The organism is Pseudomonas sp. BMW13 (assembly GCF_013357275.1).
In the GTDB taxonomy this organism is placed as follows: domain Bacteria; phylum Pseudomonadota; class Gammaproteobacteria; order Pseudomonadales; family Pseudomonadaceae; genus Aquipseudomonas; species Aquipseudomonas khazarica.
The window spans coordinates 50949-72839 of sequence record NZ_SUKD01000025.1 but is presented as its reverse complement, the minus strand read 5'-3'; the positions used below and the strand labels follow the sequence as shown (position 1 = coordinate 72839).

At 66.5% G+C, this 21891-nt stretch carries 24 protein-coding genes; 17 read left to right on the top strand and 7 right to left on the bottom strand.

Annotated elements, in window-relative coordinates:
- Positions 1-38 precede the first annotated feature (38 nt).
- The 15 genes from E4487_RS18885 (at position 39) to E4487_RS18815 (ending at position 14919) form a co-directional block, all read left to right on the top strand.
- Entirely contained in the window at positions 39-632 is a 594-nt protein-coding gene (locus tag E4487_RS18885) for a MarC family protein (RefSeq protein ID WP_037052568.1), read from the top strand.
- A 206-nt stretch (positions 633-838) separates the two neighbouring features.
- The gene (gene atzF, locus E4487_RS18880) at positions 839-2638 is read left to right on the top strand and encodes an allophanate hydrolase (RefSeq protein ID WP_175254108.1); all 1800 of its coding nucleotides are present in this window, start codon (positions 839-841) and stop codon (positions 2636-2638) included.
- A gap of 4 nt (positions 2639-2642) precedes the next feature.
- Entirely contained in the window at positions 2643-3347 is a 705-nt protein-coding gene (locus E4487_RS18875; RefSeq protein WP_175254107.1) for a GntR family transcriptional regulator, read from the top strand.
- Positions 3348-3422: 75 nt separating this feature from the next.
- On the top strand, positions 3423-4688 hold the full coding sequence (gene urtA, locus E4487_RS18870; RefSeq protein WP_037052561.1) for an urea ABC transporter substrate-binding protein: 1266 nt from the start codon (positions 3423-3425) through the stop codon (positions 4686-4688).
- Positions 4689-4895: 207 nt separating this feature from the next.
- Positions 4896-6464: an urea ABC transporter permease subunit UrtB gene (gene urtB / locus E4487_RS18865; RefSeq protein WP_175254106.1), complete on the top strand. Its 1569-nt coding sequence runs from the start codon at positions 4896-4898 to the stop codon at positions 6462-6464.
- A 173-nt stretch (positions 6465-6637) separates the two neighbouring features.
- Entirely contained in the window at positions 6638-7660 is a 1023-nt protein-coding gene (gene urtC / locus E4487_RS18860; protein WP_373921545.1) for an urea ABC transporter permease subunit UrtC, read from the top strand.
- Positions 7661-7805: 145 nt separating this feature from the next.
- On the top strand, positions 7806-8648 hold the full coding sequence (gene urtD, locus E4487_RS18855; protein ID WP_175254104.1) for an urea ABC transporter ATP-binding protein UrtD: 843 nt from the start codon (positions 7806-7808) through the stop codon (positions 8646-8648).
- 89 nt (positions 8649-8737) lie between these two features.
- A complete protein-coding gene (gene urtE, locus E4487_RS18850; RefSeq protein ID WP_037052544.1) occupies positions 8738-9436 on the top strand; it encodes an urea ABC transporter ATP-binding subunit UrtE in 699 nt (232 codons plus the stop codon).
- A 233-nt stretch (positions 9437-9669) separates the two neighbouring features.
- A complete protein-coding gene (locus E4487_RS18845) occupies positions 9670-10428 on the top strand; it encodes an SDR family NAD(P)-dependent oxidoreductase (RefSeq protein WP_175254103.1) in 759 nt (252 codons plus the stop codon).
- A gap of 115 nt (positions 10429-10543) precedes the next feature.
- Positions 10544-11380: an urease accessory protein UreD gene (locus E4487_RS18840; protein WP_175254102.1), complete on the top strand. Its 837-nt coding sequence runs from the start codon at positions 10544-10546 to the stop codon at positions 11378-11380.
- Positions 11381-11464: 84 nt separating this feature from the next.
- Positions 11465-11767, top strand: a complete 303-nt coding sequence (ureA, locus tag E4487_RS18835) for an urease subunit gamma (protein WP_017678731.1) — start codon at positions 11465-11467, stop codon at positions 11765-11767.
- A gap of 2 nt (positions 11768-11769) precedes the next feature.
- Complete coding sequence (locus tag E4487_RS18830) at positions 11770-12270, top strand: GNAT family N-acetyltransferase (RefSeq protein WP_175254101.1); 501 nt, start codon at positions 11770-11772, stop codon at positions 12268-12270.
- Between the two features lie 7 nt (positions 12271-12277).
- A complete protein-coding gene (locus E4487_RS18825) occupies positions 12278-12586 on the top strand; it encodes an urease subunit beta (RefSeq protein WP_037052530.1) in 309 nt (102 codons plus the stop codon).
- A gap of 141 nt (positions 12587-12727) precedes the next feature.
- Entirely contained in the window at positions 12728-14428 is a 1701-nt protein-coding gene (ureC, locus tag E4487_RS18820; RefSeq protein ID WP_175254100.1) for an urease subunit alpha, read from the top strand.
- A gap of 113 nt (positions 14429-14541) precedes the next feature.
- Positions 14542-14919, top strand: coding sequence for a DUF3592 domain-containing protein (locus E4487_RS18815; RefSeq protein ID WP_175254099.1), 378 nt, complete (start codon positions 14542-14544; stop codon positions 14917-14919).
- A gap of 40 nt (positions 14920-14959) precedes the next feature.
- Here E4487_RS18815 and E4487_RS18810 read toward each other — a convergent pair whose 3' ends face one another.
- The 7 genes from E4487_RS18810 to E4487_RS18780 form a co-directional block, all read right to left on the bottom strand.
- Entirely contained in the window at positions 14960-15403 is a 444-nt protein-coding gene (locus E4487_RS18810) for a hemerythrin domain-containing protein (protein WP_037052521.1), read from the bottom strand.
- A gap of 72 nt (positions 15404-15475) precedes the next feature.
- Positions 15476-15742, bottom strand: coding sequence for a DksA/TraR family C4-type zinc finger protein (locus E4487_RS18805; RefSeq protein WP_037052517.1), 267 nt, complete (start codon positions 15740-15742; stop codon positions 15476-15478).
- A gap of 75 nt (positions 15743-15817) precedes the next feature.
- Entirely contained in the window at positions 15818-16681 is an 864-nt protein-coding gene (locus E4487_RS18800) for an oxaloacetate decarboxylase (RefSeq protein WP_037052663.1), read from the bottom strand.
- Between the two features lie 137 nt (positions 16682-16818).
- On the bottom strand, positions 16819-17820 hold the full coding sequence (locus E4487_RS18795; protein WP_175254098.1) for a type II secretion system F family protein: 1002 nt from the start codon (positions 17818-17820) through the stop codon (positions 16819-16821).
- 55 nt (positions 17821-17875) lie between these two features.
- Positions 17876-18628 (bottom strand): ABC transporter substrate-binding protein, encoded by a 753-nt coding sequence (locus tag E4487_RS18790; RefSeq protein WP_037052509.1) that lies wholly within the window; start codon positions 18626-18628, stop codon positions 17876-17878.
- A 40-nt stretch (positions 18629-18668) separates the two neighbouring features.
- Positions 18669-19442, bottom strand: a complete 774-nt coding sequence (locus E4487_RS18785) for an ABC transporter substrate-binding protein (protein ID WP_175254097.1) — start codon at positions 19440-19442, stop codon at positions 18669-18671.
- Between the two features lie 79 nt (positions 19443-19521).
- Positions 19522-20427: a substrate-binding domain-containing protein gene (locus E4487_RS18780; protein ID WP_150607937.1), complete on the bottom strand. Its 906-nt coding sequence runs from the start codon at positions 20425-20427 to the stop codon at positions 19522-19524.
- Positions 20428-20592: 165 nt separating this feature from the next.
- Between E4487_RS18780 and E4487_RS18775 the strand changes: the two genes are divergently transcribed.
- Positions 20593-21315, top strand: coding sequence for a VC0807 family protein (locus E4487_RS18775; protein ID WP_037052502.1), 723 nt, complete (start codon positions 20593-20595; stop codon positions 21313-21315).
- Positions 21316-21355: 40 nt separating this feature from the next.
- Complete coding sequence (locus tag E4487_RS18770; protein ID WP_037052499.1) at positions 21356-21793, top strand: YqaA family protein; 438 nt, start codon at positions 21356-21358, stop codon at positions 21791-21793.
- The last annotated feature ends 98 nt before the right edge of the window (positions 21794-21891 follow it).

Here is a 21891-nt window from a genome sequence, read left to right as displayed (position 1 = left end):
GCGGCTTGCCCCCGCCCTACTCTCAAACGAGCCCCCCAATGTCCGAGTTGTTCAGCCTGTACCTGAAGATGCTGGTGCTCTACAGCCCCTTCTTCGTCCTTTCCTGCTTCATCGGCCTGAGCCGCGGCTACACCCTCAAGGAGCGCAAGCGCCTGGCCTGGAAAGTGGCGCTGGCAACGCTGGTCGCCAGCGTGCTGCTGTACCTGTTCGGCAAGCACATCTTCACCCTGTTCGGCATCACCATCGACGCCTTCCGCATCGGTGCGGGCTCGGTGCTGTTCATCTCCGCGCTGGGCATGGCCCAGGGCAAGTCGGCGGTACAGAGCGACAACGTGCAGCAGGACGTCACCATCGTGCCGCTGACCATTCCCATCACTGTCGGCCCCGGTACCATCGGTGCCCTGCTGCTGATGGGGGCCAGCCAGCCGCACTGGGATGACAAGCTGGTGGCGGTGGCGGCGATCCTCCTCGCCAGCCTGACCGTTGGCGTGGTGCTCTACCTGTCCAACCAGTTCGAACGCCTGCTCGGCGACCAGGGCCTGCAGATCGTCAGCCGCCTGATGGGCCTGTTCGTCTGCGCCCTCGCCGCGCAGATCATCTTCACCGGGGTGAAGAACTACCTGGCGCCATGAAGGACCTGTCCCGGATTTCATCCGGGCTACGCCGTTGCAACGGCATTCGCGCACCACAAGCTCGCAGCCCGGCCCCGGCACGGTGCGCCCAGGCCGTGCCGGCCCCTGCCAATCCGCGCCCTGCCCCTTGAAAACAGCGGGCTGAACAGACCTGGCACCTTCGTTGCTCTGCTGATCCCAACTTGGATACAAGATGGGATCAGCACATGCTCACCGCTCCTCACGCCCTCACCCTCGGCCAATGGCAGCAGGCCTACCGCGACGGCCAGTCGCCAGCCGCACTGATCGGCGCGCTGCGCGCCGAACTCGACCACGCCGACAACGCCTGGATCGCCCTGGCCAGCGATGCCCAGCTGAGCGCGCAGCTGGAAGAACTGGCAGCCGTGCTGGACGCGGCGGCCGGCGACCTGAGCAGGTTGCCCCTGTATGGCGTGCCCTTCGCCATCAAGGACAACATCGATGCCGCCGGCTGGCCGACCACTGCCGCCTGCCCCGAGTTCGCCTACGCGGCCGCTGCCGACGCCACAGTGGTCGCCCGCCTGCGTGCGGCCGGCGCCATCCTCATCGGCAAGACCAACCTCGACCAGTTCGCCACGGGCCTGGTCGGCACCCGTTCGCCTCACGGCGCGGTGCCCAACAGCTTCGACCCGGCCTATGTCAGCGGCGGCTCCAGTTCCGGCTCGGCCAGCGTGGTGGCGCGGGGCCTGGTGCCCTTCTCCCTGGGCACCGATACCGCCGGTTCCGGCCGAGTGCCGGCAGGCTTCAACAACATCGTCGGGCTCAAGCCGACCAAGGGCTGGCTGCCCAACACCGGGCTGGTGCCGGCCTGCCGCACGCTCGACTGCATTTCAGTGTTCGCCCTGACCGTCAGCGACGCCCTGGCGGTGGCCAATATCGCCGGTGGCTACGACGCTGCCGATGCCTACAGCCGCAGCAACCCGAACAGGGCCAAGGTCGGCATGCCGGCCCGCCCACGTCTGGCGGTGCCGGCCAATCCCGAGTTCTTCGGCGACAGCCAGAACCAGGCGGTGTACAGGGCTGCACTGGACAAGCTGCAAGGGCTGGGCGCCGACCTGGTGGAAATCGATTTCGCCCCCTTCCAGCAGTTGGCCGAGCAGCTTTACTACGGCTCCTGGGTCGCCGAGCGCAGCGTCGCGGTGGAAGGCGTGAACCCCGAACACATCAACCCGGTGGTGCGCGGCATCGTCGCGAACGGCCACAAGTACAACGCCTGCGATGCCTACAAGGCCGAATACATCCGCGCCGAACTGAGTCGCGTCATCAACGACGCCCTGGCCAGCTTCGACGCCCTGGTGGTGCCCACCTCGCCAACCCTCCGCACCCTGGCCGAGATGGAAGCAGAACCAGTGCTGTTCAACAGCCAGTTCGGCACCTACACCAACTTCACCAACCTCGCCGACCTGTCCGCCCTGGCCGTTCCGGCGGGCCTGCGCGCCGACGGTCTGCCCGCCGGCATCACCCTGCTCGCCCCGGCCTGGCATGACCAGGCGCTGGCCGCCTTCGGCCAGCGCTGGCAACAGGCACTCGACCTGCCCATGGGCGCCACCGGCAAGCCGCTGCCTGCACAGACCAACCGCGACAAGCCGGCCCCCGGCAGCATTCGCGTCGCCGTGGTCGGTGCGCACCTGACCGGCATGCCGCTGAACTTCCAGCTCACCACACGCGATGCCGTACTGGTTGAACAGACCTGCAGCGCCGCGCATTACCGCCTCTTCGCCCTGCCCGGCAGCGTGCCGCCCAAGCCGGGCCTGGCGCGGGTCGCCGCCGATGGCGCGGAGATCATCGTCGAGCTGTGGGACGTGCCGCAGGCGCGCTTCGGCGAGTTCGTCGCGGAGATTCCGCCGCCCCTGGGCATCGGCAACCTGGAGCTGGCCGACGGTCGCTGGGTCAAGGGTTTCATCTGCGAGCCCTACGCGCTGGATGGCGCGCGTGACATCACCAGTTTCGGTGGCTGGCGCGCCTTCATCGCCAGCACCCAGGCCTGAGCCCATGTCGCGCAGCACGCCACGTCCACCGAGCCTGGCCGAGCGTATCTACGCTCGGCTCAAGGACGACATCTTCGAGTTTCGCCTGATGCCCGGCGACCGCTTCTCCGAAGGCGAGGTCGCCGAGCGCATGAGCGCCAGCCGCACCCCCGTGCGCCAGGCCCTGCATCGCCTGCAGCGCGAGGGCTTTCTCGACGTGCACTTTCGCAGCGGCTGGCAGGTACGCCCCCTGGACTTCGCGCAGTTCGACGAGTTGTACGAGCTGCGCATCCTGCTCGAACTGGACGCCGTGCGCCGGCTTTGCCAGCGCCCCAGCGATGAACAACCCCCTGCACTGCAAGCGCTCGCGCGCACCTGGATGGTGCGCAAAGAGAATCAGCTGCAGGACGGCAGCGCCGTTTCACGCCTCGACGAAGCGTTTCACTGCCAGCTGCTCGAGGCAGCCGGCAACCGCGAGATGGCCCGCGTACACCGTGAGGTCAGCGAGAAGATCCGCATTCTAAGGCGGCTGGACTTCACCCAGGCGCGGCGCATCGAGCTGACCTACGCCGAGCATGGGCAGATTCTCGAGGCAATCCTGACTCATCGCTCAGAAGAGGCACAGCAATTGCTCAAGAGCCATATAGAGGTCAGCCAGGCAGAGGTGCATTCGATCACCTTGCACAAGCTTTACGCCGCGAGACAGCGCGTGGAGCGGATGCCGGAATAACCGAGCCATGACCTTCACTGCATGACCCATAACAACGCTGTCCACTTACTCACACTTGTGAATGGAGATCGCACCATGCAACGTCGCAGCCTGATCAAGGCCTTCACCCTTTCCGCTTCCATCGCCGCCATGGGCCTGAGCTGGTCCATCCAGGCCGCCGAGACCATCAAGGTCGGCATCCTGCACTCGCTGTCCGGCACCATGGCCATTTCCGAAACGTCGCTGAAAGACATGGCGCTGATGACCATCGACGAGATCAACGCCAAGGGCGGCGTGCTCGGCAAGCAACTGGAACCGGTGGTGGTCGACCCCGCGTCGAACTGGCCGCTGTTCGCCGAGCGCGGGCGCCAGCTGCTGACTCAGGACAAGGTCGCCGTGACCTTCGGCTGCTGGACCTCGGTGTCGCGCAAATCCGTGCTGCCGGTCTATGAAGAACTCAACGGCCTGCTGTTCTACCCCGTGCAGTACGAAGGCGAGGAAATGTCGCCGAACGTGTTCTACACCGGTGCGGCGCCAAACCAGCAGGCCATTCCGGCGGTGGAATACCTGCTCAGCGAAGACGGCGGCGGCGCCAAGCGCTTCTTCCTGCTGGGTACCGACTACGTCTACCCGCGCACCACCAACAAGATTCTGCGCGCCTTCCTGCACAGCAAGGGCATCGCCGACAAGGACATCGAAGAGGTCTACACCCCCTTCGGCCACAGCGATTACCAGACCATCGTCGCCAACATCAAGAAGTTCGCTGCGGGCGGCAAGACGGCCGTGGTCTCCACCGTCAACGGCGACTCCAACGTGCCGTTCTACAAGGAACTGGCCAACCAGGGCCTGGAAGCCACCGATGTACCGGTAGTGGCCTTCTCCGTGGGTGAAGAAGAACTGCGCGGCATAGACACCAAGCCGCTGGTCGGTCACCTCGCGGCCTGGAACTACTTCCAGTCCGTGGAGAACCCGGTCAACGAGAAGTTCGTCGCCGACTGGAAAGCCTACGCCAAGGCCCAGAAGCTGCCGAACGCCGACACCGTGGTGACCAACGACCCGATGGAAGCCACCTACGTGGGTATCCACATGTGGGCCCAGGCCGTCGAGAAGGCCGGCACCACCGACGTCGACAAGGTTCGCGAGGCCATGGCCGGCCAGGAGTTCGCCGCGCCGAGCGGTTTCACCCTGAAGATGGACGAGAAGAACCACCACCTGCACAAGCCGGTGATGATCGGCGAAATCCAGGATGACGGTCAGTTCTCCGTGGTCTGGGAAACCGAGGGGCCGATCCGCGCCCAGCCGTGGAGCCCGTACATCGAAGGCAACGACAAGAAAGCCGACACCCCGGTGAAGTCGAACTAAGGCAAAAGCCCCTCTCCCCCAGCCCCTCTCCCGCCAAGCGGGAGAGGGGAGACACGCTGCACGCAGCGATGCACTGCAGCGTACCGGTCCCCTCTCCCCCTTTCTTCCATGAAGAGGGGGAGAGGGCCAGGGAGAGGGCCGCCGTAGCCCGGATGCAATCCGGGACGCTCACCCCGGATTGCCTCCGGGCTACGCCAAGGACACCTTATGCCCACTGCCCTTACCCGAATTCTCCTCAGCCTGCTGCTGTTGCTGCCACTGGCCGCGACGGCTGGCGAGGCCGACGATTTCGCCGCAGCCAACGCCAGCAAGCAGGCCAAGCTCCTGCAAGGCTGGGCGGCGGCCCCCACCATCGAGCGCATGCCGCTGCTGCAGGCGCTGCAGCAGGGTCGCGTCGCCAGCGATGCCGACAAGCGCGCCTTCATCGATCAGGACGGTGCCTGGCAGGCCGCCGTTGGCGAGGGTGAAGCCAACGGCACACCACGCAAGCTGCGCCTGAACAATCGCCTGCGCGGCCTGATCGGCGTGGCCGTCGCCAGCCATCAGCTGCTCGACGATGCCGCCGCCGTGCGCCTCGAGGCGGCCCGGCAACTGCAACGCAACACACCGCCCGCCCTGCTGCCGCTGCTGGAGAGCCGCCTGAGCATCGAAGCGGACGACGCGGTGCAGGACGCCATCACCCTGGCCCTGGCCAACCTGCAGCTGAGTGACGCCGACCCGGCGGTGCGCCTGGCGGCGGTCAAGCGCCTGGGGCAGACCGGCGACCCGCAGGCGCGCACCCGCCTGCAAGGTCTGCTCGACGGCGACGAAAGCGACGCCGACGTGCGCGCCGCAGCCGAGCAGAGCCTGGCGCAGGTGAAGAACAAACTGCTGATCGGCGAGCTGCTCGGCCAGGCGTTCAGCGGCCTGTCGCTGGGCTCGATCCTGCTGCTCGCGGCGCTCGGCCTGGCCATCACCTTCGGCCTGCTCGGGGTGATCAACATGGCCCACGGCGAGATGCTGATGCTCGGCGCCTACACCACCTACGTGGTGCAGCTGGCCTTCCAGAAGCTCGCCCCCGGCTACCTCGAACTCTATCCGCTGGCGGCGCTGCCGATCGCCTTCCTGGTCACCGCCTGCATCGGCATGGCGCTGGAGCGCACGGTGATTCGCCATCTCTACGGCCGCCCGCTGGAAACCCTGCTGGCCACCTGGGGCATCAGCCTGATCCTGATCCAGCTGGTGCGCGTCACCTTCGGCGCGCAGAACGTCGAGGTGGCCAACCCGGCCTGGCTGTCCGGCGGCGTGCAGGTGCTGCCGAACCTGGTGCTGCCGTACAACCGTATCGTCATCATCGGCTTCGCGCTGTTTGTCGTGGTCCTTACCTGGTTGCTGCTGAACCGGACGCGCCTGGGCCTGAACGTGCGCGCGGTGACGCAGAACCGCAACATGGCCGCCTGCTGCGGCGTGCCCACCGGTCGCGTGGACATGCTGGCCTTCGGTCTCGGCTCGGGCATCGCCGGCCTCGGCGGTGTCGCCCTGAGCCAGATCGGCAACGTCGGCCCCGACCTCGGCCAGAGCTACATCATCGATTCCTTCCTGGTGGTGGTGCTCGGCGGCGTCGGCCAGCTGGCCGGCAGCGTGCTGGCCGCCTTCGGCCTGGGCGTGGTGAACAAGTTCCTCGAACCGCAGATCGGCGCCGTGCTCGGCAAGATCCTCATCCTCGCGCTGATCATCCTGTTCATCCAGAAACGCCCGCAAGGCCTCTTCGCGCTCAAGGGCCGGGTGATCGACTGATGGTGGCGCCATCGACCGTGGGGCGGGTGAACCCCACCACCCCGAGCGGGCCATCGCTGCAGCGGCGGGTTGCCCCCGCCCTACGCCAATAAAGAACGAGTGATCGACTGATGAATGCGCTAAACCAAACCTTGCTGGCCCGCGCCAGCGCCAAGCTCGGCCCCCGCGTCTGCATGGCCGTCGGCGTGCTGGTACTGGCGCTGCTGCTGGCCATGCCGCTGCTGCACCTGCTGCCGGCCGAGCATGCCCTGCATGTGACGGCCTACAGCCTGACCCTGGTGGGCAAAATCCTCTGCTACGCCATCGTCGCCCTGGCGCTGGATCTGGTCTGGGGCTACGCCGGCATGCTGTCGCTGGGCCACGGCTTGTTCTTCGCCCTCGGCGGCTACGCCATGGGCATGTACCTGATGCGCGAAGCCGCCGGTGACGGCCTGCCGGCGTTCATGAGCTTCCTCGCCTGGAACGAGCTGCCCTGGTACTGGTACGGCACCTCCAGCTTCCTCTGGGCCATGTGCCTGGTGGTACTGGCGCCCGGCCTGCTGGCCCTGGTGTTCGGCTTCTTCGCCTTCCGCTCGCGGATCAAGGGCGTGTATTTCTCGATCATGACCCAGGCGCTGACCTTCGCCGGCATGCTGCTGTTCTTCCGCAACGAGACCGGCTTCGGCGGCAACAACGGCTTCACCGGCTTCACCCGCATCCTCGGCTTCGACATCACCGCGCAGGGCACCCGCGCCGCGCTGTTCTTCGCCACCGTGCTGCTGCTGGTCGCCAGCCTGTACCTGGGCTTTCGCCTGGCGCGCAGCAAGTTCGGCCGCGTGCTCACTGCCCTGCGCGACGCCGAGAATCGCCTGATGTTCTGCGGTTACGATCCACGCGGCTACAAGCTGTTCATCTGGGTGCTGTCCGCCGTGCTGTGCGGCCTGGCCGGAGCGCTGTACGTGCCGCAGGTGGGCATCATCAACCCCAGCGAGATGGCGCCGACGCAGTCCATCGAAGCGGCCGTGTGGGTCGCCCTCGGCGGGCGCGGCACGCTGATCGGCCCGCTGCTCGGCGCTGGCCTGGTGAACGGCATGAAGAGCTGGTTCACCGTGGCCTTCCCCGAATACTGGCTGTTCGCCCTGGGCGCCCTGTTCATCGTCGTCACCCTGTTCCTGCCGCGAGGCGTCATCGGCCTGCTGCGGAGGCAGTCATCATGATCGCTCCTGCACTTTCCATCTGCGGCGTTGCGCGGTGCCCGCTCCTCAGCGTACCCACTCGTACTGCTTCGTCGCTGCGCGCCTCGCGCCTTGCAGCTGAAAATGCTCGCGACGCGCTCCTGACGACCTCCACGGAGAAGGATCAATGAGAGCTACTCCGGTACCCGAAACCATGCTCGAAGCCGCTTTCGACCCCACCGGCCTGTCGCTGGACACCGGCAAGACCGTCGGCAAGGGCGTCAATGTCCGTCACGGCACCATCCTCACCCTGGAAGACATCAACGTCAGCTTCGATGGCTTTCGTGCGCTGACCGACCTGACCCTGTACATCGGTGTCGGCGAGCTGCGCTGCATCATCGGCCCCAACGGCGCCGGCAAGACCACCATGATGGACGTGATCACCGGCAAGACCCGCCCGGACAACGGCGTGGCCTACTTCGGCGAACAGTACGACCTGACCGCCATGAGCGAGGTGGAGATCGCCCAGGCCGGCATCGGCCGCAAGTTCCAGAAACCCACGGTATTCGAGGCACTGTCGGTGTTCGAGAACCTGGAGCTGGCGCAGAAGGCCAACAAGTCGGTGTGGGCCAGCCTGCGCGCCAGGCTCAGCGGCGAACAGAAGGACCGCATCGAAGACGTGCTCACCACCATCCGCCTGGAAAGTTCGCGCCACCGCCCGGCCGGCCTGCTGTCGCATGGCCAGAAGCAGTTCCTCGAGATTGGCATGCTGCTGATGCAGGAGCCGCATCTGCTGCTGCTCGATGAACCGGTGGCCGGCATGACCGACGCCGAGACCGAGTTCACCGCCGAGCTGTTCAAGTCACTGGCGCGCAAGCACTCGCTGATGGTGGTGGAACACGACATGGGCTTCGTCGGCTCGATCGCCGACCACGTCACCGTGTTGCACCAGGGCAGCGTGCTGGCCGAAGGCTCGCTGGAGCAGGTGCAGAACGACGAGCGGGTGATCGAGGTTTATCTGGGGCGCTGACGCGCCAGCTACAAGCTGCAAGCCTCAAGCCGCTTTTACGTGTGGCTTGCAGCTTGAAGCTTGCAGCGCCAAGAACGAGGAATTGAATCATGCTCCAAGTCCAACAACTGCATCAGTACTACGGCGGCAGCCACATCCTGCGCGGGCTGTCGTTCGACGTGAAGGTCGGCGAGGTCACCTGCCTGCTCGGCCGCAACGGCGTGGGCAAGACCACCCTGCTCAAGTGCCTGATGGGCCTGATCCCGGCCAAGGACGGCAGCGTGCAATGGGAAGGCAAGGCCATCACCGGCTTCAAGCCGCACCAGCGGGTGCACGCCGGCATCGCCTACGTTCCACAGGGACGCGAGATCTTCGGCCGCCTGACCGTGGAAGAGAACCTGCTGATGGGCCTGTCGCGGTTTCCCGGCAGCCAGGCCAAGGTCGTCCCGGAATTCATCTACGAGCTGTTCCCGGTGCTGCGCGAGATGAAGCAGCGGCGTGGCGGCGACCTCTCCGGCGGCCAGCAGCAACAGCTGGCCATCGGCCGTGCCCTGGCCAGCCAGCCACGCCTGCTGATCCTCGACGAACCCACCGAGGGTATCCAGCCCTCGGTGATCAAGGAAATCGGCGCGGTGATCCGCAAACTGGCCGAGCGCGGCGACATGGCCATCCTGCTGGTCGAGCAGTTCTACGACTTCGCCGCCGAACTGGCCGACCAGTACCTGGTGATGAGCCGTGGCGAGATCGTCCAGCAGGGCCGTGGCGAGAACATGGAAGCCGAGGGCGTACGCGGCTTGGTGGCGATCTGAGGCAGGTCGCGGGCGGTGCGCAGCGACGCCTGACACCGCGGCATCATCTGTGCGACAGTACCGGCCTGCCCTTACCGACGGGCCTCCAGGCGCCCACCGCAGCGGCCCGAGGCCGCCCGCCCCGGTAACCGGGGCCAGTGGCGAACGCCGTGTGCGCCTCGCCCCACGCCAAGCCCCGACTGCCGGGGCAGCGCCGCGTCACCCTCCACTCCAGAACCTGCACAGGACACCCCATGAGCAACGTGATCTTCATCACCGGCGCCACCTCCGGCTTCGGTCGCGCCGCCGCCCGCCGTTTCGCCGAGGCCGGCTGGTCGCTGGTACTTTCCGGCCGCCGCGAGGAGCGCTTGCAGGCGCTGCGGAACGAACTGGCAGCCAAGGTTCCCGTGCATATCGCCACCCTCGACGTGCGTGACGCAGAGGCCGTGCAAGGAATGGTCGATGCCCTGCCGGAGGCCTTCCGCAAGGTCACCGTGCTGCTCAACAACGCCGGCCTGGCCCTGGCCCCCGAACCGGCGCAGAAGGTGGCCCTGCAGGACTGGCACACCATGATCGACACCAACGTCACCGGCCTGGTCAACGTCACCCATGCCGTACTGCCGCTGTTGCTGGAAACCGGCAAGGGCACCAGCATCATCAACATCGGCTCGGTCGCCGGCGAGTGGCCCTACCCGGGCGGCCACGTGTACGGCGCCACCAAGGCCTTCGTCAAACAGTTCGGTTTCAACCTGCGCTGCGATCTGGTCAGCACCGGCGTGCGCGTCACCGACATCGCACCCGGCATGGCCGAAACCGAGTTCACCCTGGTCCGCACCAAGGGCAACCAGGCTGCTTCCGACGCACTGTACAGCACCACCACGCCGCTCAGCGCCGAGGACATCGCCGAGCAGATCTTCTACGTGGCCACCCTGCCCGCGCACATCAACATCAACCGCCTGGAAATCATGCCAAGCCGTCAGGCCTGGTCGTCCTTCGCCGTGGATCGCGACTGACCCGCCCGGCGCCGACCACTTCAGGCCGGCGCCCGCAACGGCGCACCGAATTGGTTCAGGGCACGCCTCTTGCTTGCCCACTCGGTCAACTATCGAGTGGAATCCCTGCCCCACCATGAATCTGCCTGCAGCCCTGTTCACGCCAAGCTGGCCCGCCGAACTGGAACTGGCCTACGCACGCCATGGCGAGCGCACCACCCCGGTGCAGAGGCGCCACCTCGGCCCACTTAGGGTGCAGAAGCACCTGTATGCCGAAGGGCCGCAGGTCTGCCAGCACATCATCGTGCACCCGCCCGGCGGCATCGCCGGCGGCGACCGCCTGGACATCTCGGCAGATGCCGGGGAGAACACCTGGGTGCAGCTCACCAGCCCGGGTGCAGCCAAGTGGTATCGCGCCAGCGAGGTGGCCCGCCAGGACCTGCGCCTGAGCGTCGCGGCCGGCGCCACCCTGGAGTGGCTGCCGCAGGAAACCATCCTCTATGCCGGCGCCCAGGCCGAGCTGCACACGCAGATCGAGCTGCAGGGCGATGCCCGGCTGTTCTACTGGGACATCATCGCCCTCGGCCGCCCGGCCGCCGACGAGCGCTTCAGCAGCGGCCATTTCCAGGCCGCACTGGACATCCGCCGCGACGGCAAGCTGCTGTGGCACGAGCGCCAGCGGGTCACGGGCGACGACGGCCTGCTCGACTCGCCGCTCGGCCTCGATGGCCAACCGGTATTCGCCACCCTGCTGGTCAGCGGCGAGGTGCCCGGCGAGCTGCTGGAGCGCTGCCGTGAAGTGCAGGTCGCGGGCGTACGTGGCGATCTCAGCCAGTTGTCCGGGCTGTTGATCGCACGCTGCCTGGCCAGCGAAGCGCTCAAGGCCCGCGCCTGGCTGATCGCCCTGTGGCGCCTGCTGCGACCAGCGCTGCTCGGCCGCGAAGCCGTGCCGCCACGGATCTGGAGTACCTGAGCGGATGAACATTCAGCCATCGCTGGCCACCCACCACTTTCGCCACGCAGGGCTGCCCTGCCACGCCATCTGACTGGAGTTCTCATGGACCTATCGCCAAGAGAGAAAGACAAGCTGCTGATCTTCACCGCCGGCCTGGTGGCCGAGCGTCGCTTGGCCCGGGGGGTGAAGCTGAACTACCCGGAGGCCATGGCCTACATCTCCGCGGCGCTGCTCGAAGGCGCGCGCGATGGGCAGACCGTCGCCGAGCTGATGCATTTCGGCACCACCCTGCTGAGCCGCGACCAGGTGATGGAAGGCGTGCCGGAGATGATCCCGGAAATCCAGATCGAAGCCACCTTCCCCGACGGTACCAAACTGGTCACCGTCCACCAGCCGATCGCCTGAGCATGAGTTACTCGATCGTGGACGCCAGCGAAGCCGACCTGCCCGGCATCCTGGCCATATACAACGACGCGGTGGAGTTCACCACGGCGATCTGGAACGAAACGCTGGTGGACCTGGCCAACCGACGTGCCTGGCTGGCCGAGCGCACAGCCAGCGGCTTTCCCGTGCTGGTGGCGCGCGACGCCGACGACGAGGTGCTCGGCTATGCCAGCTATGGCACCTGGCGCAGCATCGAGGGCTTTCGTCAGACCGTCGAGCATTCGGTCTACGTGCGCGCCGACCAGCGTGGCCGTGGCCTTGGCCCGGCCCTGATGCAGGCGCTGATCGAGCGCGCCCGCGCCGCCGACCTGCACGTCATGGTCGCTGCCATCGAGTCCGAGAACAGCGCCTCGATCCGCCTGCACCAGCGCCTCGGCTTCGTCACCACGGGGCAGATGCCCCAGGTCGGCCGCAAGTTCGGGCGCTGGCTGGACCTGACCTTCATGCAACTGATTCTGGAGTGAGCACCTGATGATTCCCGGCGAATACCAGATTGCCGACGGCGAGATCGAGCTCAATGCCGGTCGCCGCACCCTGACCCTGTCCGTGGCCAACAGTGGCGACCGTCCCGTGCAGGTCGGCTCGCACTACCACTTCTTCGAAACCAACGATGCGCTGCTGTTCGACCGCGCGGCGACGCGCGGCATGCGCCTGAACATTCCGGCCGGCACGGCGGTGCGCTTCGAGCCGGGGCAGAGCCGCGAGGTGGAACTGGTCGAGCTGAGCGGCGCACGCCGCGTGTTCGGCTTCGCCGGGCGCGTGATGGGCGACCTGGATTGAGGTGAGGTTTGTAGGAGCGGCTTTAGCCGCGAAACCGCTATCGCGGCTAAAGCCGCTCCTGCAGAAGAACCGCAGTGCCTCATGCCCTGACAGACAGAAAGACAAACACGCGCCAGCCTTCGCACCACAAGGGAAGCGAATATGAAAATCAGCAGACAAGCCTACGCCGACATGTTCGGCCCCACCGTCGGCGACAAGGTGCGCCTGGCCGATACCGACCTGTGGATCGAAGTGGAGAAGGACTTCACCACCTACGGTGAAGAAGTGAAGTTCGGCGGTGGCAAGGTGATCCGCGACGGCATGGGCCAGGGCCAGCTGTGCGCCGCCGATGTGGTCGACACCCTGATCACCAACGCGCTGATCATCGACCACTGGGGCATCGTCAAGGCCGACGTCGGCCTCAAGGACGGGCGTATCGCCGCGATCGGCAAGGCCGGCAACCCGGACATCCAACCCGATGTGAGCATCGCCATCGGCGCCGGTACCGAGGTGATCGCCGGGGAAGGCATGATCCTCACCGCCGGCGGCATCGACACCCACATCCACTTCATCTGCCCGCAGCAGATCGAAGAAGCGCTGATGAGTGGCGTCACCACCATGATCGGTGGCGGCACCGGGCCGGCCACCGGTACCAACGCCACCACCTGCACCTCGGGCCCCTGGCACATGGCGCGCATGCTGCAGGCCGCCGATGCCTTCCCGATGAACCTCGGCTTCACCGGCAAGGGCAACGCCTCGCTGCCGGAGCCGCTGATCGAACAGGTCAAGGCCGGCGCCATCGGTCTCAAGCTGCACGAAGACTGGGGCACCACCCCGGCGGCCATCGACAACTGCCTGAGCGTGGCCGACCAGTACGACGTGCAGGTGGCGATCCACACCGACACCCTGAACGAGTCGGGTTTCGTCGAAACCACACTCGGCGCCTTCAAGGGCCGCACCATCCACACCTACCACACCGAGGGTGCCGGTGGCGGCCACGCGCCGGACATCATCAAGGCCTGCGGCTTCCCCAACGTGCTGCCATCTTCGACCAACCCGACCCGGCCGTTCACCAGGAACACCATCGACGAGCACCTGGACATGCTCATGGTCTGCCACCACCTCGACCCGAGCATCGCCGAGGACGTGGCCTTCGCCGAAAGCCGCATTCGCCGCGAGACCATCGCCGCCGAAGACATCCTGCATGACCTCGGCGCGTTCAGCATGATCAGCTCCGACAGCCAGGCCATGGGCCGTGTCGGCGAAGTGATCACCCGTACCTGGCAGACCGCCGACAAGATGAAACAGCAGCGCGGCCCGTTGCCCGAGGATGCCCCGGGCAACGACAACTTCCGCGCCAAGCGCTACATCGCCAAGTACACCATCAACCCGGCGATCACCCACGGTATCAGCCACGAGGTCGGCTCCATCGAAGTCGGCAAGTGGGCCGACCTGGTGCTCTGGCGCCCGGCCTTCTTCGGGGTGAAACCGACGCTGATCCTCAAGGGCGGAGCCATCGCCGCCAGCCTGATGGGCGACGCCAACGCCTCGATCCCGACGCCGCAACCGGTGCACTACCGGCCGATGTTCGCCAGCTATGCCGGCAGCCGCCACGCCACCAGCATCACCTTCATCAGCCAGGCGGCATTCGACGCCGGCGTGCCGCAGCAGCTTGGTTTGCAGAAGCAGATCGGCGTGGTCAAAGGCTGCCGCGAGGTGCAGAAGACCGACCTGATCCACAACGGCTACCTGCCGAGCATCGAGGTCGACGCGCAGAACTACCAGGTCAAGGCCGACGGCCAGTTGCTCTGGTGCGAACCGGCCGAGGTGCTGCCAATGGCGCAGCGTTACTTCCTGTTCTGAACGGACAGTCGGGCGGAGCGCATCCGCCCGCTGCCTGCGTGAGCGACATCACGGCCACCCGGACGCAACCTCGCTAACCTGCGCGCTCTTTCACGGATGACAGGACGCAACGGATGCACCGATTCAAATCCGCGCTGTTTCTCGGCATCGGCCTTCTGCTGCTGACCGCCACCCTGTACAGCTACCTGGATACGCTCGCCTTTCTCGACGAGGCGAAGCGTGCGCCGGGCCAGGTGGTAGCGCTCAATGCTGGCGGCTCGCACCCGCAGATCAGCTTTACCGATGAACAGGGTCGGCAGCACAGCTATCCACAAGGCGGGCTGATCTTCGGCTACGAGGAAGGCGAAGCCGTGCAGGTGCTCTATCTCGCCGAAAAACCCGCGCCCAGCGCGAGGCTGGAAGCCTTTGGCGCGCTCTGGGCAGAGCCACTGCTGTGCGGTCTGCTCGGCCTGGCCTTCACACTGCTGGTGCTCTGCCAGCGCTCACGCTGAGCAGCCAGCAGGGCGGCGGCAACCTGTCCGGCGGGCCGATTCAGGAGGCCTGTTTCATCTCGTCGTAGGCGCTCAGGTAATCACCTGCCAGTTGCTCCTTCTGCCGTTCGCGCAGCAGCTTGCCGGCCATCTGGAAGAAGGTGCGTTCCTCTTCCCGGAGGTGATGTTCGACCTTGTCCGCCAGGGCCTTGGCCTGTGCCAGCCAGCTGGGGCTGCTGGGGTCGGTCGCCTCCAGGTCCTCGATCATTTCATCCATCTGGTGATGCTCGGCAATCGCATGGCGCGACAGGTCGACGCCGGCATCCTGCTGCATCAGGGGAATGTAGAAATGGCGCTCCTCGGCCACCGAATGCACGGCCAGCTCCTGCTTGAGCTGGGCGAACAGGGCGTGGCGTTCGGAGCTGTCCCCGTGGGTGGCGACCAGCTTCTGCGCAAGCTCGCGCTGAAGGTCATGGCTGAGTCGCAGCGCTTCGAAAATCGTCATGCAGGCACCTCTTCCTGAGTGATGGTCGTAGTAGAACTAGACCCTCGACACGCCGAGAGGTGCCGCATTCGTTCAACGCAGCTGGCTATCCTTGCTGCCGCGCCGGTTGTAGCCGGTGAACGCGGCGTTCTCGCGGTCATGCTCGGCCTGGCACGTCACGCACAGGCGCACGCCGGGAATCGCCTGGCGGCGCGCTTCGGGAATGAGCGCGTCGCACGCCTCGCAATGACGCAGGCTCTCGCCCTTCGGCAGCTGGCTACGGGCACGCGCAACGGCGTCCTCGATGCTGCTGTCGATCTGCTCCTGTACCGCGTCGTCGTTCGCCCAGCCACTGGCCATGCTCAGCCTCCTGTAGTTCACCGCACAGATATGCGCCCGGTGAACCCGAAGTGCAAGCGCAGCCCATCGGCAGGGCTACTCGCGGACTTCCATGAACTCCTTGGCCCAGACGATATAGTCCTCGGGCATGGTGTACTTGTGCGTCAGCTCGGTGGCGTTGAGGTCGCAAGGCTGGGCACCGCGCTGCTCGCGCAGGCAGTCGTAGGTGGCCTTGATCGCGGCGAAGTAGGCAGCGTGGCCGTTGACCACGATACGCACGCCCAGGCGCGCCAGGCGCTGGTTGTCACGCAGCTCCGGGTTGCCGTAGGTGACCAGCATCAGCGGCACCTTGAGGCCCGCAGCGATCTGCTCCAGATGGGCGAAGTCCTTCACGCCCACCAGGCAGATGCCGTCGGCGCCAGCGGCTTCGTAGGCGCGGGTACGGCGGATCACCTCGTCCACCTCCAGTACGCCAGCGTGGGTCCGGGCGATGATCGCCAGGTCCGGATCGACACGCGCCTCGAGCGCCGCGAGGATCTTGCCGACCCCTTCCTCGATAGAGATCAGGTCGGTGGACTTGCGTCCGAACTGGGCCGGCAGCAGGGTGTCCTCGATGGTCAGCGCGGCGACGCCGGCGCGTTCCAGCTCGACCACCGTACGCATGACATTGAGCGCATTGCCGTAGCCGTGGTCGGCGTCGGCGATCACCGGCAGGCGCGACACGCGACCGATGCGCGCGGCCTGCTCGACGAACTCGCTGAGGGTGATCAGCGCGAAGTCCGGGGCGCCCAGCACCTGAAGCGAGGCGACGGAGCCGCCGAGGATGCCGACCTCGAAATCGAGGTCGGCGGCGATGCGGGCGGACATGGGATCGAAGACCGAGGCGGTGTGGTAGCAGCGGTCGGAAGCCAGCAGGGCACGAAAGGCGCTGCGTAACTCATGATGGGATGCACGTTGCAGGATGGGCATGGGGCGTATTCCAAAGTCGGTTGAATCGCTTTTTTCTCTTTTTAGTAATGGCGTAGACGTGACGAATGCTAGCGCAAGGCACTTGCTGCCAGCTTTCAGCCAGGCCCGCCTGGCCAATGACCAGCAAATTACCGGCCAGCCAGCTCCGCCGGCAGCGTCGGGAAGAAACCTCCGCCGGTCAGCAGCCCGTAGGCCATCCAGCCGGCGACGCCGAGGTAGAACAGGCGCGGCAGCCAGGTCGCCAGCATCTGCTGCTGCGAAGCCAGCTGCTGCGCCTGCATGCGCGCGAACCGCAGCAGCGCCTCTCCCGGCCGGCCTGTCGCCTCGCCCGTGTTGAGCACGCCGATCAGCATTGATTTGCCGGCGAAGGACAGGCCATCGAAGGCACGTACCAGCGACTGCCCCGCCGCGACGCGAGGCGCCAGGCTGGCGAAATCCCGCCGCAAGCGCGGGTTGCTCACGGCGCTGCAGGCACGTGGCAAGGCATCGAGCGCCGGCATCCCCGCCTCCAGCAACAGGCCGAGGCTGTCGCAGAAATTGCGGATATCCGCCCGGCGCAGCAGGCTGCCGAGCACTGGCAGCGCCAGCAGCAGGTCGTCGAGCGGGCCTGGGCGTTCCGTGCGACGGCGCTGCAGACGCTGCCACGCCAGGCGCACGACGAACAGCACGGCCAGCAGCCAGAGCAACGGCAGCAGCACGGCCAGCAGGTAGCCGCCGACACCCAGGCTGCCGGCGACCAGCGCCGGCAGGGGTTTGACCAGCAGTGCCAGCAACAGCACACCCACCGGCATCAACAGGCGGGAACGCAGTTCCCTGGCCTGGCGCGCCTGCTCCTCGTAGCGCTGCGCCAGCTGCTGGTGGATATGCGCCAGCGCGCCTGCCTCCTGGGCCGCCCGCAGCAGGCTGCTTTCCAATGGCGTGAACACGCCACTCAGCTGGCCGGAACTCGCCAGATCACGGCCTGCGCCGACCATCTGGCGCAGGCGCTGCAGCGCCGGCTCGTGCCGCGTCCCCAGGTTCAGGCTGGCCAGCGCTCGATCGACGGGTACCCCAGCCTGCTCCATGGCATGCAGGTGCGCGAACAACTCGGCGCGGCGGGACAGGGCAAGCGGGGGAAGACGACGCGGCATGATCGGACTCGCTACGGGTTGCAGCGCTCAGGTTAACCAGTCGAGACAGCGCCCGCTACGGTTCGACCGGCGGCATCGGTGCGTGCGGCAGCCAGCGCCGGAGAATGGCGGCGAGACTGCCATCCTCGTGCATCTGCCGCAGCGCACGCTGCCAGCGCGCCACGCGCACCACCGAGGTCTGCGGCGAGAAGGCGATGTAGTAGGCCGAACGCATGAACGGCACATGGGCGGTGACGTCCTGAGGCTTCAGGTCGACGGTGGCCAGCTCGCCAGCCAGGGTCAGGTCCTCGGTGGCGATCAGCTTGACCCGCCCATGCTTGAGCATGGTCATCATCTGCTTCGGCGTGGACACCCCGTAGAGGTTGTCGAAACCACGCGCGCTGAGCGTCTCGAAGGTGTACCACTGCTTGGGCAGGGCGAGCGGCCCGCTCGCGGCGGCCTGCTGCAGGTCGTCGATGACCAGGTTGCGCGACCTGAGCGAGTAGAAGCTGGTCGTCCCGACCACGATGGGGCCGACCCAGAGAAACTTGCCCTCACGCTCCGGGGTGCGCACGGTGGAGAACAGGGCGATGTCCGCCTGCTGCTGGGCGAGGTAGAAGGCGCGGGTCCAGGGCATCAGTTCGATTTTTCCGCTGTCGCCGGTGCGCGCCAGCAGGGCCCGGACCACCTCGACGGAGAAGCCGCTGACCTCGCCGTCGCGCATGAAGCTCATGGGCGGGGTGTCTTCGGTGAGCAGCTGCAACTCTGCCAGCGCAGGGCTGCACAGCATCGCCAGGCAAACGCACGACAGCCACCTCACCAGCTTCATTCCTCCCTCCCGCCTGCGGCCGGGCACTCAGCGCAGCCCATCACTCGACACTCAGCAGGTCGGCCAGGGCCTGCTCATCGGCCTCGGGAAACCAGTGTCGATAGATGCGCTCCAGACTACCGTCATGCCGCATTTCCTGCAGCGCCCGCTGCCAACGTGCGACACGGGCAGCCTGGGTGCGCCGGGAAAAGGCGATGTAGGAGTCGTTGGCCATCAGGTCGAACTGTTCCTGCAACTGACAGGGCCTCATGCCCTGCTCGGCGAGCATGCCATTGAGCGTCAGGTTGTTGGCCAGCAGCAGCTTGACCCGGCCATGGCGGAACAGGCGCAGCATGTCCTGGGGGGTCGACACACCGTACAGGTTGTCCAGTTTCTGCTCGGCCAGCAGCTCGTAGCTGTACCAGCGCTTGGGCACCGCCAGGGTGCCGAGGCGACGCACATCGTCGAGGTTGGCGACCCGCAGCCCGGCCTCCTTGAGCGTGTAGAAGCGCGTATGGCCGTGGGCGATCGGCCCGACCCACTGGAAATCGGCCTCTCGCTGGGCCGTGCGGACAGTGGAGAAGATCGCTGCGTTCGCCTGCTGGCGAACCTGGTGGTAGCCACGCGTCCAGGGCACCAACTCGATACGCGCCGGCTCGCCGGTACGGCGGATCAGTTCCTCGACCACCGCGACGGCCATGCCGCTCGGCTTGCCATCCTCGAGATAGCTGAAGGGTCGATAGTCCTCGGTATAGAGCTGCAGTTCGGCGGCAGACAGCCAGGTGCAGACACTGCAGAGCAGCGTCACGACACAGGCCTTGAACGTCGGATTCATTGCACACCACCATCTGGATCGGGCCCTGCAGCGATTTCAGGGCGATCGGTCAGGCGATGATAAACACCCGTCCCCGCTCTCACCAAGAACCTCCTGGCGCGGTCACCGTCATCACCTGCGGCTCCAGCAACAGTTGCAGCGGCGTGGCCGCGCGTTCACCGCTGAGCGCGCGCTGCACCAGGCGCACCGCGTGATCCCCCATGGCCTGCGGCTGCTGCAACAGCAGCGCCTGGAGCTGCCCGTCGTGCAGGGCATCGAACAACAGCTCGCCACCGTCGAAGCCGACGAAGGCCACCTGGCCCGCCCTGCCCATCTGCCGCAATGCCGCCAGGGCCGCACGGGTGCTGCTGCCGTTGGGGCTGAACAGGCCATCCAGCTCCGGCATCATGCGCGTCAGCGCCGCGACCATGCGCTGTCGGTCAGCGCCCAGGTAATCATCGAAGACCACCTGCAGGCCCGCGGCATGGGCCGCCAGCAGGAAGCCGCGCTCGCGCTCCTGGGTCGACTGCAACCCCGGCTGCAGGCGCAGCAGCGCCACCCGCTTGCCGGCGCCCAGCTGCTCGGCCAACTGCTGCCCAGCCAGCTGACCGGCGAGGAAATTGTCCGTGGCGACCAGCGCATAGGCCCCTTCGCCGGCGACGCTGCGATCGACGTAGACCGTGGGGATGCCCTGCTCGCGCAGGGCGACGACACGCGCATCGATGGCGTCGCCGGCCGGCGCGATGATCAGGGCCTTGCAGCCATGCGCGAGGACGCGCTCGATCAGTTGCAGCTGCACGTCGACGCTGCCCTCGTTGGTCGGGGCTCGCGTGTAGATATCCATCTGCAGATCATCGGCGCTGCGACGTGCGCCCGCCTCCAGGTCCGTCCAGAAGGCCGAGGTGCTGGCCGGTATCAGACCGATGCAGTCGCGCGCCATGGCCATCGCCGGGAGCAGGAGGGCGGCTGTCAGCAGCAGGCAAACGAAAGAAAGGACTCTTGGCATGTTCGACTCCCAGCCATTGCCATCACTTTAGCATCAGGCGTTGACCTCATGCCCCTGTCGCGAAGCTGTCGGCTCATACTTTTTAACCTTCCAAACCGACGGTCGGACTAGCCCTGACGCCTCAGGCAGGCGATCATCCGGGTTCCGTCGCAGACTCCAGCTACCATGACCACCACCATCGACAGCCCCACCCCGACGCACAAGCCCCGCCCGTTGATCGACCTGGCCATCAGTATCCTGATCCCTTCGTTCATCCTGATGAAACTGAGCGGCGAACACCGCCTGGGGGCCGATGGCGCGCTGTTGCTCGCCCTGGCATTCCCGCTGGGCTGGGGGGCGTTCGAGCTGATCAAGTACCGCAAATTCAACTTCATCGCCCTGCTCGGTCTGATCAGCGTAGCGCTGACCGGCGGCATCGGCCTGCTGCATCTGGATACCCAGTGGCTGGCCGTGAAGGAGGCTGCCATTCCGGGCCTGATCGGCATCGCCGTGCTGGTTTCCACGCGCACGCGCTACCCGCTGATTCGCACCCTGCTGTTCAACAAGACGGTGCTCAACGTCGACAAGATCCATGAGCGCCTGGAGCAGGGCGGCCACGTCGAACACTTCGAGACCCGCCTGCTGCGCGCCACCTACTGGCTCAGCGGCACCTTCTTCTTTTCCTCGTTCATGAACTACGTGCTGGCCAAGTGGATCGTCACCAGCCCCGCCGGCACCGAGGCCTTCAATGACGAACTGGGGCGCATGACACTGCTCAGCTACCCGATGATCGCCATTCCCTCGATGATCATGCTGATGGCCATCTTCTACTACCTGTGGAAAACCATTCATGGCCTGACCGGGCTGAGCCTGGAAGAGATCATGGCCAACACCGGCCAGGAGTCGTAAGCCCGGGAGCAGGCTGGCCCGTGCGCCGGCCTTGCTGAGCATGCTCGGTCTCTCCGCCTACCCGGCCCTGTTCCTCTCCGCTCTCGGTGCGGCGACGCTGTTGCCGCTTCAGTCCGAGGCGGTTCTGGTCGCCCTGCTGCTGGCGGGCGAACATCCTGCCTGGGCCCTGCTGCTGGTGGCGACGCTGGGCAACGTGCTGGGCTCATGGATCAACTGGCTGCTGGGGCGCTCCATCGAGCACTATCGGCACCGGCGCTGGTTCCCGGTCAGCCCGGCCCGCCTGCAGCAGGCTCAGGCCTGGTACGCGCGCTATGGGCGCTGGTCGCTGCTGCTGAGCTGGATGCCGGTGATCGGCGACCCGCTGACCCTGGTCGCAGGTGTGATGCGTGAACGCCTGTGGACCTTCCTGATCATCGTCACGCTGGCCAAGGCAGGCCGCTACATGGTGCTGGCGGCGCTCACCCTGGCCTGGCCATGAGCGCTGCCACAGCGGCCGGGCGCTCTGCCCGCTTGCCAGTTGAGTGCACAGGGCCGCTCGCCGATACTGCGCAGCGCGCCATGCCATCACGGCCCGAC